This is a genomic window from Streptomyces sp. NBC_01190 (assembly GCF_045039895.1).
Taxonomy (GTDB): domain Bacteria; phylum Actinomycetota; class Actinomycetes; order Streptomycetales; family Streptomycetaceae; genus Actinacidiphila.
Window position 1 is genome coordinate 3,876,514 of the sequence record NZ_CP108580.1, and the last position, 17,181, is coordinate 3,893,694.

At 72.3% G+C, this 17,181-nt stretch carries 15 protein-coding genes and 2 tRNA genes; 15 read left to right on the plus strand and 2 right to left on the minus strand.

From position 1 onward, the window contains the following. Positions 1-419: 419 nt before the first annotated feature. From OG519_RS16095 to OG519_RS16155, 13 genes are all read left to right on the plus strand, one after another. The gene (locus OG519_RS16095) at positions 420-689 is read left to right on the plus strand and encodes a hypothetical protein (RefSeq protein WP_405583832.1); all 270 of its coding nucleotides are present in this window, start codon (positions 420-422) and stop codon (positions 687-689) included. Next, complete coding sequence (locus tag OG519_RS16100; RefSeq protein ID WP_405583834.1) at positions 686-1,174, plus strand: Pycsar system effector family protein; 489 nt, start codon at positions 686-688, stop codon at positions 1,172-1,174. Before OG519_RS16095 ends, OG519_RS16100 begins: the two co-directional genes overlap by 4 nt. Next, complete coding sequence (locus tag OG519_RS16105) at positions 1,171-2,031, plus strand: DUF2637 domain-containing protein (RefSeq protein WP_405583836.1); 861 nt, start codon at positions 1,171-1,173, stop codon at positions 2,029-2,031. The genes OG519_RS16100 and OG519_RS16105 overlap by 4 nt, the downstream gene beginning before the upstream one ends. A gap of 17 nt (positions 2,032-2,048) precedes the next feature. After that, complete coding sequence (locus tag OG519_RS16110) at positions 2,049-2,366, plus strand: hypothetical protein (protein ID WP_405583838.1); 318 nt, start codon at positions 2,049-2,051, stop codon at positions 2,364-2,366. A gap of 5 nt (positions 2,367-2,371) precedes the next feature. After that, positions 2,372-2,557 carry a DUF6257 family protein gene (locus OG519_RS16115; protein ID WP_405592759.1) on the plus strand — a complete coding sequence of 62 codons (186 nt, stop codon included), beginning with the start codon at positions 2,372-2,374 and terminating at the stop codon, positions 2,555-2,557. Positions 2,558-2,642: 85 nt separating this feature from the next. After that, complete coding sequence (locus OG519_RS16120; protein WP_405583840.1) at positions 2,643-4,799, plus strand: ATP-binding protein; 2,157 nt, start codon at positions 2,643-2,645, stop codon at positions 4,797-4,799. 209 nt (positions 4,800-5,008) lie between these two features. Next, entirely contained in the window at positions 5,009-5,377 is a 369-nt protein-coding gene (locus OG519_RS16125; protein ID WP_405583842.1) for an RRQRL motif-containing zinc-binding protein, read from the plus strand. Continuing rightward, complete coding sequence (locus tag OG519_RS16130; RefSeq protein WP_405583844.1) at positions 5,374-5,736, plus strand: hypothetical protein; 363 nt, start codon at positions 5,374-5,376, stop codon at positions 5,734-5,736. The genes OG519_RS16125 and OG519_RS16130 overlap by 4 nt, the downstream gene beginning before the upstream one ends. A gap of 87 nt (positions 5,737-5,823) precedes the next feature. Beyond that, positions 5,824-6,549, plus strand: a complete 726-nt coding sequence (locus OG519_RS16135) for a DNA methylase (RefSeq protein ID WP_405583846.1) — start codon at positions 5,824-5,826, stop codon at positions 6,547-6,549. Further along, the gene (locus OG519_RS16140) at positions 6,546-7,379 is read left to right on the plus strand and encodes a bifunctional DNA primase/polymerase (RefSeq protein WP_405583848.1); all 834 of its coding nucleotides are present in this window, start codon (positions 6,546-6,548) and stop codon (positions 7,377-7,379) included. The genes OG519_RS16135 and OG519_RS16140 overlap by 4 nt, the downstream gene beginning before the upstream one ends. A 2-nt stretch (positions 7,380-7,381) precedes the next feature. After that, entirely contained in the window at positions 7,382-8,857 is a 1,476-nt protein-coding gene (locus OG519_RS16145) for an ATP-binding protein (protein WP_405583850.1), read from the plus strand. Between the two features lie 491 nt (positions 8,858-9,348). Continuing rightward, positions 9,349-9,537 (plus strand): helix-turn-helix domain-containing protein, encoded by a 189-nt coding sequence (locus tag OG519_RS16150; protein ID WP_405583852.1) that lies wholly within the window; start codon positions 9,349-9,351, stop codon positions 9,535-9,537. Continuing rightward, positions 9,537-10,820 (plus strand): tyrosine-type recombinase/integrase, encoded by a 1,284-nt coding sequence (locus OG519_RS16155; protein ID WP_405583854.1) that lies wholly within the window; start codon positions 9,537-9,539, stop codon positions 10,818-10,820. The genes OG519_RS16150 and OG519_RS16155 overlap by 1 nt, the downstream gene beginning before the upstream one ends. A gap of 81 nt (positions 10,821-10,901) precedes the next feature. Here the strand turns inward: OG519_RS16155 and OG519_RS16160 are convergent. Together OG519_RS16160 and OG519_RS16165 are read right to left on the minus strand one after the other, a co-directional pair. Continuing rightward, positions 10,902-10,974 (minus strand) — tRNA-Arg (locus OG519_RS16160). Between the two features lie 299 nt (positions 10,975-11,273). Continuing rightward, positions 11,274-11,367 (minus strand) — tRNA-Ser (locus OG519_RS16165). Between the two features lie 252 nt (positions 11,368-11,619). Here OG519_RS16165 and OG519_RS16170 point away from each other — a divergent pair. Further along, positions 11,620-12,288: a hypothetical protein gene (locus OG519_RS16170; protein ID WP_405583856.1), complete on the plus strand. Its 669-nt coding sequence runs from the start codon at positions 11,620-11,622 to the stop codon at positions 12,286-12,288. Positions 12,289-12,646: 358 nt separating this feature from the next. Further along, positions 12,647-17,062: a PAS domain-containing protein gene (locus OG519_RS16175; RefSeq protein WP_405583858.1), complete on the plus strand. Its 4,416-nt coding sequence runs from the start codon at positions 12,647-12,649 to the stop codon at positions 17,060-17,062. Positions 17,063-17,181 lie beyond the last annotated feature (119 nt).

A 17,181-nucleotide genomic window follows, 5' to 3' on the forward strand; every position in this document is an offset into this window, starting at 1 on the left:
CTACCTTACCGCTTGACACCGCATGGAACCCTAGGGAACCCTAGGCATGTGCCCGCCGGTCGGTGCAGCCGACCGGCGGGCGCGGAACCTCGGCATGCCGGCTCCGCTTGGCAGGCCGTGGTGAAGGGGCCTGGGACAGATCAGGCCGAGGGACCCGGACCCCTGGTCAACCGGAGGGCTTAGGCCGAAAGGCCGTCTCCACACGCCTCAAACGGGGGCTCGTGTCCCCGAAGGAGACATGCACGTCAGCCCCGGTATCCACGCCGTGAGGGCGCCGGATCAGATCCGGCCCGGGGCACTTGCACCACCCGCTTGCCTGGTTCGGCGGCTCCCGACCAAGGACATTCCGCCGTTCCGGGTTCCTCCACCACTTCGTCAGGAGACGACCCGTGTACGACTTCGTTGGGCCCCATCGGGCCTTGAGTACAGACGAGTTCATCGAACTCGCGCTGGGCACCCCGCTGGACCTGTGGCTGGGCGTCGAGGGCGAGAGCGAGCAGGACCGGGCGGTGCGTGAGGCGGCGGCCCGGGACATCCTCGCCGACGACCCGGGCATGGTCGACCGCACCACCGCGCTGGCGGTGGAGACGATCGGCCGGACCATGCCGGAGCTGCTGCACCTCGCCCCGGCGCCGCGCCCCGCCACGGTGGTTCGCTGCCGGTCGGGCAGGAAGGGGCTGGCGGCATGATCACCACCGAACCGACCTCGGGTGCGGTCACTGCCCGCACGGATGCGAACCTGGATGCCGCTCGCGCGGACGTGAAAGCCGAGATCAGCCGCACGGACACCAAGGCTTCGCTGTTACTGGCGTTCGTCGGTGCGCTGCTGGCCGGTGTGTGGGCGGTGGCGTCCGGCCGGCGCCTGCCGCTGGCGGTGCTGCTGATCGGTGGCGCGGCGGTGCTGATGCTGGCCGGTGCGGCCGGTGTGCTGCTGTGGGCGGTGCGCCCGAACCTGGGCGGCGGGCGGCCGGTCGGGTTCCCCCGGTGGGCGACCCTCGCGGCTGAGCAGGTGACCGCTGACCTTTCCGGTGACGACCGGGCCGAGCACATCGCGGTGCTGTCGCGGATCGCGGTCGGCAAGTTCACGCACCTGCGGTGGGCGGTCGACCTGACCTGTGTCGCTGGTGTGCTGCTGCTGATCGCCGCCGCGATCGTGATCGGCGGTGCGGCATGAAGGGGACGGCCAAGGTTCTTCTGGTCACGGCGCTGGTGGTCGTGGTCGGGCTGGCGTTCCGGGTGTCCTGGAACGCGTTGCGCGACATCGCCAGCACGGTCGGCGCGGACTCGACCGCCGCCCTGCTCTACCCGTTCGTGGTCGACGGCCTGATGGCCCTCGCGCTGGTGGCGACGCTGGTCCTGACCGGCCCGGACCGGAAGTTCGCGCTGCGGGTGCTGGCCGGCTACACCGCCGCCTCCCTGGTCTTGAACTACGTGCACGGTCTGGTCCCCGCCCTGCACGCACACGCCGCCGGTCGGCTGCACCTGGTCGACTACGGCCCGGCCAACTGGGCGCTGGTGCTGCTGGCCACCTCGCTGCCGGTCGGGTCGATTTTCTTCGGCTCCGACCTGGTGGCCAAGGTTCTCCATCACCGGCCCGCGCCGGTCACAAATGAGGATCAGATCATCTCCTCTACCGTAAATCGGTTGGGGTCTGACCTGCGGGAGTCGGCTCCCCCCACCGCGCCTAGGCCCGTGGATTCGCCCGTGCCGAAGTCGGCCGACCCGGCGCCGCTTCCCGCGCCGGCCGTGGCTGCCCCGTCCGGTCCGCGTCGCCCGACCGGCCCGGTCCCGAAGGTCGCCCGAACGCCCCGACCGACCCGCACCCCCGATCAACTGCTCACCGAGGCACGGCAGGCAACCGCCGACTGGTCGGACGACGCGCTGACCGGCGAGGCGATCCGCCGGGCCGTCCACACCTCGTCCGCCAACGGCCGGACGCTCCGCGACGCCCTGCGCGCCGAACGCACCGCCCCAACGCCCCTGCACCTGGTCGACACCGACCAGCACGCCGACTCCGCTGCGGCCCGGTGAGAACGGGAGACCTGCTCATGACCGACATCAGCAAGGCGTCCGCCGAAGCGGTCGAAGCCGCGAAGCAGGGCGAGCAGTTCGCGGTGTTCCTCGCCGCGATCCAGGCCGCCCAGATCATCCAGGCACAACAGCACACCGCCCCGGCGGCGCTCGTGGTCGTTCCGCAGCAGTCCGGCGCGGGCACGGCCGGCAAGTGGCTGGCCATCGGCGCCGGTGGCTCCATGCTCATGGTCACGGTCGCGTTCGCCGCTGTCGCACTGGCTATCGCATCGGCGTGCATCGCGCTGGTGGCGCTGGTGGTCTACGGCATCTACCGCGACATCAGGAAGCGGTGACCCCCATGATTCGCACCCACCCTGACGACCCGCCCCTCACCGGGGGTGAAGCCGCCAAGGCCGCGTGGCTGATCGCGCGTATGGCCAAACGCGCTCTGGCCGGTGAAGAGGTCGACCAGACCGACCTCCAGGCCAAGTTGGACCGCGTCCTGGACGGCGCCCGCAAGCGCGCTGATCAGGACGCCAAGTAGCTCCGCCCCGGACCGGCCGCCTATCCGCCAAGACACCGGCCGGTCCGGGCCCCGCACCTCACATCAGAGAGCAGGTAACCCCAGCATGACCGAAGTCATCGACCTGGACGCGTACCGGCCCAAATCCACACCCGATTTGACCAAAAGCCACGATGCTCCGCCCGCCGCACCGCCGCGCGAAGTGCTGGAAGGCGCAATCCTCCCGGCCGGCACGGCTGCGCCCGCCCCAGCTCCGTTGTGGCGGCGCACCGCCCGCACAGTGCGGGTGGTCGCCACCGACCAGCGCACCCGCACCGCCGCCCGCGCGGCGGCCCGGCACGGCGCCTACGTGGCCGGCGGTGCGGGCATCCTCGCCAAGCGGACGTGGGACGGCCGGTCCGCCGCCCGCTACGAGCGGATGATCCGTATCGCCGAAGCCGCAGGGCAGCACGAGACCGCGATGGAGTGGGAAGAGCGGGGCCGGCAGTTCCGCGCCGCCCGCCACCAGCGGCGCATGGACCTGCTCGCCGCACCGCAGCGCATCGCCAAAGCCGCCATGGCCGGCACCGCCACCACCGCCGGCGGCCTGCTCGCCCTGGGCACCGTGCTGGCGTTCGCCGAGCGCGACGTGTCGCAGGTCATCGCCCCGATGGCGTTCACCATCGACGCCGTGCGCACGCTGGTATGGCTGGCGTCGATCGTGTGGGGCCCGGCCGTCTTCCTCGCCCCCTGGCTGGTCCTGTTCGGGCTGTGGAACACCGGCCGGCGCGGGCAGGCCGCACCCCAGTGGGCGCTCCCGGCAGTGCAGCGTTCCAACGACGGTGCCCCGATCACCCCGTCCATCGTCGTTACCGCCCTGCGTGACCTGGGCATCGCCGCACTGCGCGGAGCGATCCGCGCGATGGAGGACAACGGCGCCGCGATGCTCGGACCCATCCGGATCGCCGGATGCGGTGTCGAGGTCGACGTGACCCTGCCCTCCGGGGTGTCGACGGAGGAAGTCCAGGGACGGCGCCGGAAGCTGGCGGAGAACCTGGGGCGGCATGAGCACGAGGTGTTCATCAGCATCCCCCAAGCCGCGCGCACCGTGCGCCTGTGGATCGCGGACTCCGGGGCGCTGGACGAGCCCATCGGCCCGTCCCCTCTGGCCATCGACACGGACCTGTCCGGCAACTACGCGACCGGTCGGGCCCCGTGGGGACAGGACTTGCGCGGGGACGCCGCGCTGATCAGCCTGTTCCAACGCCACCTGCTTATCACTGGTCTGTCCAACCAGGGCAAGACCGCGAGCCTGCGGGCGCTGCTGCTGTGGCTGGTGCTCGACCCGACCGTGGAAGTCCGCATCGCCGACCTCAAGGGCGTTGGCGACTGGCGGATGTTCACCGGGCTGGCCACGGTCCTGATCGAGGGCCCCACCGATGAGCGGGTCATCGACGCCACCGAGATGCTCGAAGAGGGCGTTGCCGAGATGGAGCGGCGCCTGATGGCCCCGGCCGGCACCCGCTGGGACCCGCTGATCCTGCTGGTGGACGAAGCGCAGGTGGCGTTCATGTGCCCGGCGGTCGGACCCGACAAGCGGCCGTACGGCGGCACCAAGGCCACGTCCCGGTACTTCCAGGCCGCGCGGAAGATCCACAACCAGGGCCGCGCGGTCGACGTGCTGCTGTGGCAGGGCACCCAGGACCCCACCGACCAGAACCTCCCCAAGCTCGTCCGGGAAGGCGCCCACATCCGCGCCTCGCTCGTGCTCGGCACCGAGTCACAGGCGCGGATGGCGCTGGGAGACAAGGCCATCGACGGCGGCGCCGCCCCCCACAAGCTCCGCCAGGGCCTGGACAAGGGCACCGTCGTGGTGGCCGGCGACGGCGTGAAGCTCGCCCCCGGGCAGAGCAGCATCACCGTCCGGACCCACTTCATCGACGGCACCGCCGCCGCTGAGATCGCCGACCGGGCCAAGTCCCGGCGTACCGGGGTGACCACCCGCGCGGCGGTCGACACCGGAGAGCAGGTGGACGCGCTCGCCGACATCGCCGCCGTGCTCGCTGACGCCGACCGGATGCGCACGCAGGAGGTGTTGCAGCGCCTCGCCGAACTGCGGCCCACCGAGTACCGGGGTTGGAAGTTCGGGGACCTGCGCGAGGTGCTGGAACCGGTCGGCGCGGCCCCGCACAAGTCCGACGGCGTGATGGTCGTGGACCGGACCAAGGTCCGTACCGCGCTCGCCGTGCGGGACGCTGACAGCGCCGAAAGTCACGGAGAGTAAAGTGAGGCGTCCAGGGTGGCAGGGAGAACTCCCTCACCCCCTCCCTGACCCGCCTCCCTGACCTGAGCAGCGGCAACGCTCACTCAGGGAGGCAGGGAGCCACCCCTCCGCGACCTGCGGAAACCCCCGGAAACACAGGTCCCGGGGTGGCCCCTGCCTCCCTCCCTGCACGCACAGTCACCACTCCGGCGTCAGGAAGGAACGACGCTGTGACCCTGCCCGTGTACCGCTACCGCCTCGCCCCGCACGGCCTGATGACCCGCGCTCAGCTCCGGCAGCACGGCCTGAGCGCCGCTGGCGCCGAAGTCGTCGCAGAGATCCACTGGCGCTCCCGCAAGGCCCGCCACTGCGGCGGATGGCGCATCGCCTACCTCTACGACCCCGCCACCGCCCGCCCCGTCCAGCCCATGACCCCGGGCCGCTGGCGCTCGCACGCCGCGATGATGCGCGCCCGCCGCACCTGCCCCACCTGCCGGATGGATCGCGGATACGTCATCCCCACCTCCCTCGGCGAGTGCTGGCCCTGCCACGACCCGGCGCTCGACCACATCGACGCGTTCAAGGAGACCGCCGCATGACGCATCCCAGCACCGCCCGGCCACCGACCACAGCTCTGACCGCCGCCGACCTCGCGCCGCACATGACCACCCACTGTGGCCTTCCCGTCATGCGCTGGGGCGACGAAGACGACACCTGGCTGACCCTCGGGCACCAGGAACCCCGCCGGGCGCTCGCGGCGTTCCTCGCCCACGCCCACGCCACCTACACCGACCACACCCTCACCGCGCGCTGCGGGCCGACCGGCGGGCTCCTGCGGGAAGTCCTGCACGGCTACGCGATCTTCACCCCTGACGAGTTCAACGACTGGCAAGCCGCGTTCAGCCTCGCCCCGGGAACCCCGGGGGCCATCCCCCTCACGTGGCTCTGCACAGGCTGACCAGACCCGTGGCGACGGCTCCCGACCAAGGACAATCCGCCGCCACGGTCCTCCACCCATCCCCGAAGGGACAGGAGAACCACCAGCATGACCGATCCCGACGCCATCCGGCGACGGCCGAACCGGCCGCGCCTGCTGGACTTGTTCTGCTGCGCCGGCGGCGCCGCCACCGGCTACCACCGAGCCGGATTCGATGTCGACGGCATCGACCACACCGACCGCCCCAACTACCCATTCACCTTCACACGCGCCGATGCGCTGGAACGCCTCGCTCATCTGATCGCCACCGGTCACATCCACCGTTACGCGATGGTGCACGCGTCGCCGCCCTGCCAGGGCAAATGCAGCCTCACCGTGGGCACGAACAACTCCCGTGGGTGGGGCGGGGACCATGAGGATCTGGTCGCCGACACCCGTACCCTGTTGGACGCCACCGGCCTGCCCTACGTGATCGAGCAGCCCAACGGACAGGCCGAGATCCGCAAGGATCTGACCCTGTGCGGAGAGATGTTCGGTCTCGGTGTCATCCGGCACCGTAACTTCGAGTTGGGCCGCTGCACCGTCGCGCAGCCAGTACACGTGCAGCACCGGGGACGGGTGCGCGGATACCGGCACGGCATGTTCTACGACGGCCCGTACGTCGCCGCCTACGGCAACGGCGGCGGCAAGCCCACCGTTGCGGAGTTGCAGACCGCCATGGGCATCACCTGGACCGACGTGCGCGAGGAACTGACCGAAGCCATCCCACCCGCCTACACCCACTTCATCGGCCGCGCGTTCCTCGCACAGATCAGGGCGGGGGTGGCGGCATGAGCGAGCACCTGCGCAACGCTCTGCGCCTCGCAGCCGGTGCCGTCCCCGTTCTGTCGTTGCGGGTGGGGAAGGTGCCGTTCGGGAACTGCCCGACCTGCACCGGAAACGCGTGTGGTGGCCGGCCGAACATGAAGACGCCCGGCCCCTGCACCTGCCCGCACCCCTGCCACGGATGGGCTGCGGCCACCACCGATCCCGCCGTCATCACCTCCCGCCCTTGGGGCTCCGCCTGGCGGGAGGCCGCAGCGGTGGCCTACCACCCCGGCGGCGCCGGTCTCACCGTCGTGGATCTCGACCACGCGGAAGCCGTCGCGTGGGCCCGCGAGCACCTGCCCGCCACCCGGACCGTGCGGACGACGCGCGGTGAGCACTGGCTCTACCGGGGCGCCATGCAGTCGGCCAACGCCGTGCGGCCCGGGGTAGACATCAAGTCCACCATGGCTTACGCCCGGTGGCTCGGACCCGGAACCGGCACCATGACGACCCTGCCGGACGCCGTGCGCGCGCTGGTCGTGAAGAAGCCTCACGCCGTCCGGCCGGCGAGTGTCACGGTGCCCGCGCTCACCGGGGGTGGGATGTGCCGGCACCGCACGCCCGCCTTCCTGGAACGTGGCGTTGCCATGGCCGAGCAGCGCATCACCGAGGCCACCAGCGCGGTCCACTCCACCGTCTACGCCACGTTTCTCGCGGTGCTGTCCGCGCACGGCCGGTGCGGCTGCCTCACCGAGGACCACATCACGCGCCTGTTCAGCGCCGCGCAGACCAAGGGCGAGTCGGCCCGGCACTGCACCGACGCGTGGACCAACGCCCGCGCACGGCTGGGGGTGTAGCCGTGTCGGACGACGAGAAGAACCCCGCCCGCGAGGTCATCACCGACTACGCGCAAGCGCACTTCCGGTACTTCCGCACCGCCGAGGGGACCGTGTACGCGCAGAAGAACTCCCACCCGGTGGCCCGCCCCATCCGCTCGCAGGGCACTACCGGCAGCCACCGCCAGGAACTCATGGTCGGCCTGTTCCGCGACGGGCGCGGCGTGTTCAACGGGACCGCGCTCAAGGAAGCGTTGGACCTGATCGAGGCGCTCGCGCTGACCGAGGACGTGCAGCCGGTCCACATCCGCGTGGCCCCCGGATTCGACGGGGCGACATGGCTGGACCTGGGCCGCAATGATGGCCGGTCGATCCGTATCCATCCCACCGGGTGGGACATCACCGTCCCCGACCCTCGCGAAGTGTGCTGGCGCCGAACGCAGCTCACCGGAGAACTCCCCCTGCCGGTCAAGGACACCGACGGCAAGGGCATCGACCTGCTGCTCAGACTGTGCAACTTCGCCAACGCCGAGACCGAATGCCTGGCCATCGCCTGGCTCATCGGGTGTCTCGGGCCGTCCGTGCCCGTCCCCGCCCCGTTCCTCACCGGCCCCCAGGGCGCGGGCAAGTCCACCGGCGGCCGGATGCTCATCCGCATCATCGAGGGCATGACCGGAGACCTGCGCCGCGCCCCCAAAGACGAGGAGAACCTCATCGCGGCGGTAGCGGCCGGATGGGTCACCGCCCTGGACAACCTGTCCCACATGACCCCGGACCTGTCCGACGCCATGTGCTGCATCGTCACCGGCGCCGAAAGCGTCAAGCGTGCCCTGTTCACCGACGGGGACGTGTTCCGCGCCCGCTACCGCCGCCCCCTGCTCCTGACCGGCATCGACGTCGGAGTCATCCGCCCCGACCTCGCCGAACGCCTCCTCCCGCTCCGCCTGGAACGCCCCCGCGTCCGCCGCACCGAGGCGGAACTGTGGGCCGAGTACGCGGAGGTACTGCCCGTCGTGCTCGGGTCGCTGCTGGACCTCACCGTCAAGGTCCGATCGGTTCAGGCAGAGACCCCCACCGACCTGCGGATGGCCGACTTCGCGCACCTGTGCGCGCAGCTCGACGCTGCCGCCGGTCTCGGAGCGCTGGGCGCCTACCGGGCCAGTCTGGACGACCTCAACGACGACGTGATCGAGGGAGATCTCCTCGCCCAGACCGTCCTCAAGCACGCCGAGACCATCGAACCGGGCACCGCCCAGCAGATGACCTCAACCCAATGGCTGCACTGCCTCAGCCGCCTCTACAACGGCGACGAACTGCGCCCCCTGCCCAAAGGCTGGCCCACCACCGGCAAAGTCCTCTCCGACCGCCTCAAACGCCTCCAGCCCACCCTTGCCGCCCGAGGCGTCCTCATCGACACCGGCCGCACCTTCGAAGGCCGCTACCTCGAAATGGCCCGACCCACCACACCGCCGCCCGCCGAACAACAGCAAGCGTTCTGACCAACCCGGCACATGCGGACAAGCAAGAAGAGCACCGCCGCCGCGACGGGGTGCTCCTCTTGCTGTTCGGGCCCTGGCCCGCCTGAAGGTCGCGCCGCGAAGCGGCTCCTTCCTCACGCCCTGAGACCCGCCCAGGCGACTACAGACACCCCCTCTTTTTTCCTAACAGGGAAAGCGCTGCGTCATGTGCGTCATGCGAGCCGAAAAACCGCCCTCCACCAGCGAGAACGACCATGACGCAGACGGAAAACCCTGCGTCATGCTGCGTCATGTGCGTCATGGGCTGCGTCATCCGTGACGCAGCCCATGACGCAGCCATGACGCAGACCCCCACCCCTGCGTCATGCAAAACCCGCAGGTCAAGAGCCCGCATGACGCACATGACGCAATGACGCAGAAATCCGAACCTCGGACAGACCCACCGCACCCCGCCGTGCCCCGCAGCTCCAACCGCTGCGGGGCACGGTCCACGTCCGGACCAGGAGGACACGGTGACCACCGCCCCACCGCAAGCCCTGACCGTCCCCGAAGTCATGACCGCACTCCGCATCAGTCGGAGCAAGGTCTACGACCTCTTCCGCGCCCGCGAACTCCCCAGCTTCACCGTCGGCCGCTCCCGCCGGGTCGCCGAAAGCGCCTTGGCCGCCTACATGCAGCACCGAACCGAGGAGAACGACTGATGGCCAAGCGCCGCGCCAACGGTGAAGGCACCATCACGAAACGCTCAGACGGCAGGTACCACGCTGCCGCGTACGTCTTTCGTCCCGACGGCACTCGGGTACGGAAGTTCGTCTACGGCCGGACACGCGAAGAAGTGGCCGGCAAGCTGACTGAGATCCAGGAGAAGACCCGGCAGGGCATCCCCGCCGCGACTTCCGCCATGGCGTTCGGTGAGTACCTGACCTACTGGCTGGCCACCATCGCGCCCACCCGGCTCAAGCCGGCAACGCTCAACAGTTACGAGGGTCTGACCCGCCTCTACATCCGCCCGGCGCTGGCAAAGAAAAAACTCAACCGCCTTTCACCCGCCGACATCCGGCTTTTTCTCGCGCAGTTCAAGGACGGCTGCCTGTGCTGTCTGCGCGGGGTGGATAAAGCGCGCCCACAGGAAGAACGGCACTGCTGCGCGGTGGGCCGCTGCTGCGAGCGCCGGCCGTCCGCCCGGACCGTCCAGTACGTACACGCCGTGTTGCGGTCCGCGCTGCAACAGGCGGTCCGGGAAGAACTGATCGCGCGCAACGTCGCCCGAATCGTGGAAACCCCCACCGTCGAACGTCAGGAGGTCCGCCCGTTGGACGCTGCGGAAGCCCGGATGCTGCTCAAGACCGCCCGTGCGCACAGGCTCTACGCCCTGTGGCTGCTGCTGGTCTCCACAGGGCTGCGGCGCGGTGAAGTCCTGGGCCTCACCTGGTCGGACATCGACCTCACGAACGGCCAACTTCGGGTACGGCGGAACCTCCAGCGGATCAAGCGAGAGCTGATCTTCGGCACCCCGAAAACAGCCCGTTCGCTCCGCACCATCTCCCTCCCCAAGCGGTGTGTCCAGGCGCTCAACGAGCACCGCGAGGTTCAGGAGCGGGAACGGAAGGTGGCCGGCCCGAAGTGGAAGCCGGTTGCGGCTCAGCCGAGCGGCCTGGTGTTCACCACCGCCACCGGCAGAGCGACCGATCCGCGCAGCCTGAACCGGATGCTCACCCTCCTGTGCCGGGACGCCAAGGTTCGCCGGGTCCGCGTGCACGACCTCCGGCACACCTGTGCCTCGCTGCTGCTCGCGCAGGGGGTCGACGCCCGGACCATCATGGAGACGCTCGGGCACAGCACCATCACCATGACCCTGGACACCTACGCGCACGTGATGCAGACGACTCTGCGAGCTGCCGCCGACCGCATGGATGACGCTCTCGGGGTGGACGACCCGGATGAAGCCGAGACCGACGACACGGGGCCGGAAACCGCCGCCTGACGGAAGCTCCCAGACTGCGTTGATGTCAGCCGGTGATGTCAAAGGCCCCCCGGACATTGTCCGGGGGGCCTTTGAGCTGTGTGCACTCGGCAGGATTCGAACCTGCAACCTTCTGATCCGTAGTCAGATGCTCTATCCGTTGAGCTACGAGTGCGAGGGTGCTTCGCGGCGGTTTGGGCCGGTCGGCTTCGCGTGGACAACATTACATGAGGTCGCGCGGGAGGTGAAATCCATAAGGGTGGGGAGGGGGCGGCCAGGGAGGCAGGGGCCGTGCGGGTGGGTGCGGGGTGCGGGGCGGGGTTGAGACGACTCAGAGAGTGCACGCCGGTGGGGCGGGAGACGGCTCAGAGAGTGCGCGCCAGGCGGGCGGGAGATGGTGCAGAGAGCCGCGCCGGTGAGGCGGGGAACGACGCAGGGAGTCCGCGCCGGTGGGGCGGGGACTCCCTGGTCAGATGGCGGAGGCGGAGGGATTTGAACCCTCGATGGACGGTAAAGCCCAAACCGCATTAGCAGTGCGGCGCCATAGACCGGACTAGGCGACGCCTCCTGGTTACGTGCCCAGGTGGAGCGTGGGCGCGTGGGGGAAATCATGGCACAGCCTGGAGGGCCGCGACCAATCGCAGACTACGGTACAAGGCGCGAGCTGGGCAGGGCAAAGGGGTTCGGGGGTGGCGAGGGTCGCAGTGGCGGGGTTCGGGGCCGTTCGGAGCTGGGCGCGCCCACGGAAGGGTGAGTGCCGGGGGTGCGGGGGGTTGGGCGGTAGTGAGGGGGTATGTCCTACGCCAACTCTTCCGCTCGCGTGCCCCTCAGTACCGGGCCCGGGACGTCGTTCGTCCGCCGGTCCCTCGCCCGCACCCTCCTCGGCCGACTGCTCCCGGCCACCCCAAGCCTCCCCGGCCACCCGCACCCGCCGGCCCCCACCACCGCCCGGCAGGCCCCGCCGAACCTCCCCGGCCGCCCGGTCCCGACCGCCCCCACCACCCCCGGCCGCCCGCCAGGAAAAAGCGGCCGGTCGGTCACCCGCCTGCTCCCGCCACCCCCCTCCCCCCGCTCCACCGCCCTCGGCGCCCTCCTTCTCGGGCTGGTCGCCATCGGCCTCACGCAGACCCCCGCGCACGGCACCGGCCTGCCCAGGACGGCCACCGCCGGGCACCTGGTGGTGACGTACGACGACGGGCAGGGCCACACCCGGACGTACGGACTCGTCTGCGGGCGCGGCTGGGACAGCGAAGGGTGCCTGCGGCTGCGCGAGATCGGCGGTCCGGTCGGCCCCGTACCGTCCGGGCAGGCCTGCTCGATGATCTTCGGCGGGGCGCAGACCGCCCAGCTCACGGGGGTGTGGGCCGGGCGGGAGGTGAGCGAGCGGTACCGCAGGACGAACGGCTGCGAGGTCGCCCGCTGGTCCCGGATGGTCCCGGCGCTGCCGAGCCCGGAGAGCAGCCTCCCGCCCCGGCAACTCCTCGGCTGACACGCCGGGACCGCAACCACTGACCGCCGACGGCCGACCGCCGACCGCCAACGACCAAGAGCCCACCGCCAACCGCAACCCACCAGCAGAATCCCCCACCCGTGACGTACACCACACCCACCCCGTACAACCCTCCGACGTCCCCCAACTCCCAAACACCCGGCCGCACATGGCGATCCGAGGCCACGGGGGGAGGCCCGACCCGTACACTCGGTCTAGTGACATGTCCCGGGGGTGGCGGCAAGATGGGCCGCCCGTGACGACAGCCGACCGCGACGCGTGATGCAGGACGCGCGGGGGGCCGCCCGGGAGCGCAGGGCAGCGCGGCAACACATGCGGTAACAAGGAGGACGCGTCCGTGAGCAGCAGGCCATCCCGAGGCGCTGCTCGCCTCGCCTCGATACTCGACGCCCTTCCTGACGCGCTGCTTCTGGTCAACGCCAACGGCACCGTGGTCAACGCCAACGCGATCGCGCTGGAGACGTTCGAGACGCCGGGTACGGCGCTGGTGGGGCGGGGTCTGCTCGACCTGCTGCCGTCCTTCGACCCCAAGCGCATCCCGGGCTCGATGCGCAGCCCGCGCGAGGCGGAGGAGGACACCCGGACCAAGCCGACCCGGATGACCGCCCGCCGCACCGACGGCACCGAGTTCCCGGTCCAGGTGACCAGCGCCAACCTGGAGGACGGCCGTACGCCGTACGCGGACTACGGCGACGGCATCCCGCACTTCACCGGCGACGAACTGCTGATGCTGGTGGTGCGCGACCTCTCCGGGACCGTCGACACCGAGGCCGAACTCGCCCGGCAGCAGCGGCAGACCGAGATGATCCTGCGCGCCGCGGCCGAGGGCGTGGTGGGCGTGGACACCGCGGGCAAGATCGTGCTCGTCAACCCGTCGGCCGCGCAGATCCTCGGGCACCGGGCCACCGACCTGGGCGGCAAGGAGCTGCACCCGCTGGTGCACCACTCGCGGCCGGACGGCTCGCCGCTCGCGTACGAGGAGACCCCGCTCGCCGACACGCTGCGCTCGGGCCGCAAGCACCGGGTCCGCGGCCAGGTGCTGTGGCGCAAGGACGGCAAGGCCGTGCCGGTGGACCTGACGACGGCGCCGGTACGGGACGGCGAGCAGCTGGTCGGCGCGGTGATGACCTTCACCGACCGGTCGCAGTACGACGCGCTGGCGGCGCGCACGCTCCAGCTCCGCGCGCTGCTCGACACGTCGCTGCGCGGGCCGCTGGCGGAGCTGCGGGGTGAGCTGACCGGGCTGGCGGCCGACCCCGCCGGGCAGCTCTGGCCCGAGGCCAACCAGATCCTGCACCACCTCGCCGCCGGCTACGCGCGGATCACCACGCTCATCGACAACGTGCTCGACTTCCAGCGGCTCGACCGCGGCGAGGACAAGATCAACCGGGCGCCGGCCGGCCTCGACGAGGTGATCGGCGCGGCCGTGGACGGCGCGGTGGAGCTGATCGGTCCCGGCCGGGCGCAGTACGCGGTGCACGCGCCGCCGATCCAGGCGTCGGTGGACGGACCCCGGATGGCCCAGGCGCTGGCCCACCTCATCGCCGACGTGGCCGGCGTGGACGCGGCGGGCAACGCCGTCGCGTACAGCGGCGACTCCACCATCGTGGTCGCGGCGGCGCAGCGCGGCGATGTCGTACGGATCGACGTACGCGGACCGAGCGCGGGCGGCGATCCGGTGCATCTGCCGCTGGCCCGGGGGATCGTGGAACGGCACGGCGGCGTGCTCCAGACGCACGAGGTGCCGGGGCAGGGCAGCGCGTACGTGCTGGAGGTGCCGGTCGGGCCGGGTACGGGTCCGACCGGCGGGTCGAAGGCGGCCGACGAGGACGCGGAGGGCTCCGGGGGCCAGGAAGGCTCCGGGGGCCTCGGCGGCTCGGACGGTACGCGGCGGGGCGGGCGCGACGGCGCGCAGCACTCCGGCGGGTCCGGCGGCTCGGACGGTACGGATCCGGCCGGGTCGTCGGGCCCGGGTACGTCCTCGGCCGCGGCGGACCAGCAGCGGTCGACGGCGGACGACACCGGGACGGTGCTCGCTCCCTGGGCGATCCCGGCGGCGGCGGACCAGAGCGAGGCCCCGACGGGGCGGCGCCGGGCGCTGCGGCGGCCGGAGGAGGAGGCGAACCCCCCGGGGGACGCGGCGCCGGCCGAGAACGTCCCGCCGACCGGCCGCAGGGCGCGGCGGGTACGGGCGGAGGGACGCGACGAGCGCGAGGAGCGCGGCGGGGACGCCGCGGCGGGGCGGGCGGAGCAGGAAGCGGGGGAGCGGTTCGGCCCGGGGGGCCGAACGGACCGGCAGATGCAGCCGGGCCGGCAGCTTCAGCCTGGTCAGCCCGGCCGGCAGGGTCAATCTGGTCAGCAGGATCAGCAGGGTCAGCCCGGCGCCGAGCTCGAACTGGGCGGCCGTGGCGGCCGATCCGGCGGGCAGCTTGAGGTGAGCGGGCGCGGCGGCGAGCGGGCCGGGCGGCAGCCGAACGCGGTGGACCGGCGCGGTGAGCCGGTCGGTCAGCTCGGCTCCGGGCCCGGCTCCGGCCCCCAGCAGGGTGATCCGGACGGGCAGCAGGGGCAGGGCCTCGGCGGCCAGCCGCTTCACCTGCCCGCACAGCTCAACCCGGCCGCGCAGCACGGGGTTCCGGGGCGGGCGGACGACCGGTCCGGCGGCCGGCTCGGTGCGGTCAGCCCGGGCGGGATCCCGACCGGCGGGCCCGGCGGTCAGCCCGGCGCGCCCGGCGAACCGTTCGGTCAGGGCGCCCCGGGTCAAGGCAGCCACCGCGGCCCTGGCGGCCCCGGCGGGGTCCAGCCCGCCGAACCGTTCGGTCAGGGCGGTCAGGGCGGTCCGGGTCAAGGCGGTCACCGCGGCCCCGGCGGGGTCCAGCCCGACCGTACGGGTGCCCCGGGCGATCCCGGCGGAGGGGGCCAACCCGCCCTCCCCGCCGCGCAGCACGCCCCGCAACCGGCCCCGCCTTCCGCCCCTTCCGGCCCGTCCGGCCCCGTCGGCCCGCCTGGCCCCTCCGGTCCCAACGGACCCACCGGCCCGGGTGGCCCCACCCACCCCGAATCCACCGGCCGCCGGGCCCGCCGCGCCCTGGAACCCGTCGCGGCGGAGGACGCACCCGTTCCCGTACCGCCGCAGGCGCCCCAGCCGCAGCCCCAACCCCAGCCGCAGCCCCAACCCCAGCCGCAGCCGCAACCCCCGGCCGCCGCGGAAGTCGCCGCGCCCACCACCTGGCCGGCCCCCGGTTCCCTCACCCCGGAGCAGTCGCCGGGGCGGCCCGCGCTGCCCGCCCAGTCGTCCTGGCCCTCCCCCGGTGCCCCGGTGAACGGGGCGCGTCCCCAGGACCCCTCGCACCAGAGCCACGGCCGTGCCATAAGCGTTCGCACCCTCGGCCAGGGCGTGCCCTTCACCGGCGAGCAGACCCCGACCCAGGCGGTACAGGCCCAGAGCCCGCAGGGGCTGCCGGCTCAGGTCGCGGCCGGCGGTTCCGGCCGGCGCCGCCGCCTCGCCCCGCCCGCGCAGAACGCCCCGCAGGCCCCGCAGGCCCCACAGAACGGCGCCGAAGGCACGGACCAGGGCAGCGCCGAGGCCGCGCCGCCGAGCCCCCCGCAGTCGCAGCCCCAACCGCCGTCCATGCAGAGCCCGATCCTGCCGCAGGTGCCGAGCCGGCTGCCGGCCCCGGGCGGCGAGGCCCAGGCCCGCCAGCACCCGCAGGCCGATCCGGACAGCGGCCAGGTACCGGCGCAGAAGCCGGAACCCCAGCCGCAGCCCCAGTTCAACCCCCCGCTCAACCCCCCGGCCCAGCCCCAGCCGCAGCTCCACCCGCAGCAACCCCAGCCACAGCCTCAGCACCTGCCGCAGCCCCAGATTCAGGACGCCCGCCAGGCCCAGCCCCAGCCGCGCCCCGCGCCGCGGTTCCCCGAGCCGGGCGGCCGCTCGTACGCGATAGGCGCCCCGGCCGAGGGCGCCGACGAGGGCCCGGAGCCGCTGGACGGCCCCAACGGCGCGGTGGACGTCACCGATGTGGCCGACGATCGCCTGGAGGAGCCGCTCGACGAGCCGCGCCGCCTCCTGGTGTGGCCGGAGCCGGACGTGTCGACCCGCCAGGCGCTCACCGACCGTGGCTACCGTCCGGTGATCGTACGATCGCGCGAAGAGGTGGACGCCCAGGTCGCGGAGCCGCCCGCCGCGCTCTTCGTGGACCCGCTGACCGGCCCGATCACCCGTACCGCCTTGCAGTCGCTCCGGCAGGCCGCGGCCGCCGCCGACGTCCCCGTCCTGGTGACCGCCGGCCTCGGCCAGGCCACCCGCGAGGCCGCGTACGGCGCCGACCCGGCCGTACTGCTCAAGGCCCTCGCCCCGCGCGACAGCGAGCAGCACCCGCCGCGCGTGCTGCTGGTGGAGAGCCACGAACCGATAGCGCAGGCTTTCGCCGCGACGCTGGAGCGGCGCGGCATGCAGGTCACGCACGCCGACTCCGAGTCCGACGCGATGACGAAGGCGGCGCAGGTCCACCCGAACCTGGTGGTGATGGACCTGATGCTGATCCGGCGCCGCCGGCAGGGCATCGTGGACTGGCTGCGCGGCAACTCCCGGCTCAACAGCACGCCGCTGGTCGTCTACACCTCGGCCGACATCGACCCGGCGGAGCTGCCCCGGCTGGCCTCGGGCGAGACGGTGCTGTTCCTGGCGGAGCGGTCGACCAGTATGGATGTGCAGTCGCGGATCGTGGACCTGCTGGGCAAGATCGGCACCTGACCCGTCTCCCCCGCCGCGGGTCGGCCCCGGAACGGCACCCGGCCCGCACCGACCCCGCCCGCCGGACGGGCACGCCGACCGGCCGCACCCGCCGTGGGAGCCGCCGGGCGGACGTGGCC

Bases quoted from the DNA above. Each gene is read 5' to 3' on its own strand.
- OG519_RS16100 (WP_405583834.1), top strand. From the start codon at position 686: ATGATCACCACCGAACCGACCTCGGGTGCGGTCACTGCCCGCACGGAT.
- OG519_RS16105 (WP_405583836.1), top strand. From the start codon at position 1,171: ATGAAGGGGACGGCCAAGGTTCTTCTGGTCACGGCGCTGGTGGTCGTG.
- OG519_RS16110 (WP_405583838.1), top strand. From the start codon at position 2,049: ATGACCGACATCAGCAAGGCGTCCGCCGAAGCGGTCGAAGCCGCGAAG.
- OG519_RS16115 (WP_405592759.1), top strand. From the start codon at position 2,372: ATGATTCGCACCCACCCTGACGACCCGCCCCTCACCGGGGGTGAAGCC.
- OG519_RS16120 (WP_405583840.1), top strand. From the start codon at position 2,643: ATGACCGAAGTCATCGACCTGGACGCGTACCGGCCCAAATCCACACCC.
- OG519_RS16130 (WP_405583844.1), top strand. From the start codon at position 5,374: ATGACGCATCCCAGCACCGCCCGGCCACCGACCACAGCTCTGACCGCC.
- OG519_RS16135 (WP_405583846.1), top strand. From the start codon at position 5,824: ATGACCGATCCCGACGCCATCCGGCGACGGCCGAACCGGCCGCGCCTG.
- OG519_RS16140 (WP_405583848.1), top strand. From the start codon at position 6,546: ATGAGCGAGCACCTGCGCAACGCTCTGCGCCTCGCAGCCGGTGCCGTC.
- OG519_RS16155 (WP_405583854.1), top strand. From the start codon at position 9,537: ATGGCCAAGCGCCGCGCCAACGGTGAAGGCACCATCACGAAACGCTCA.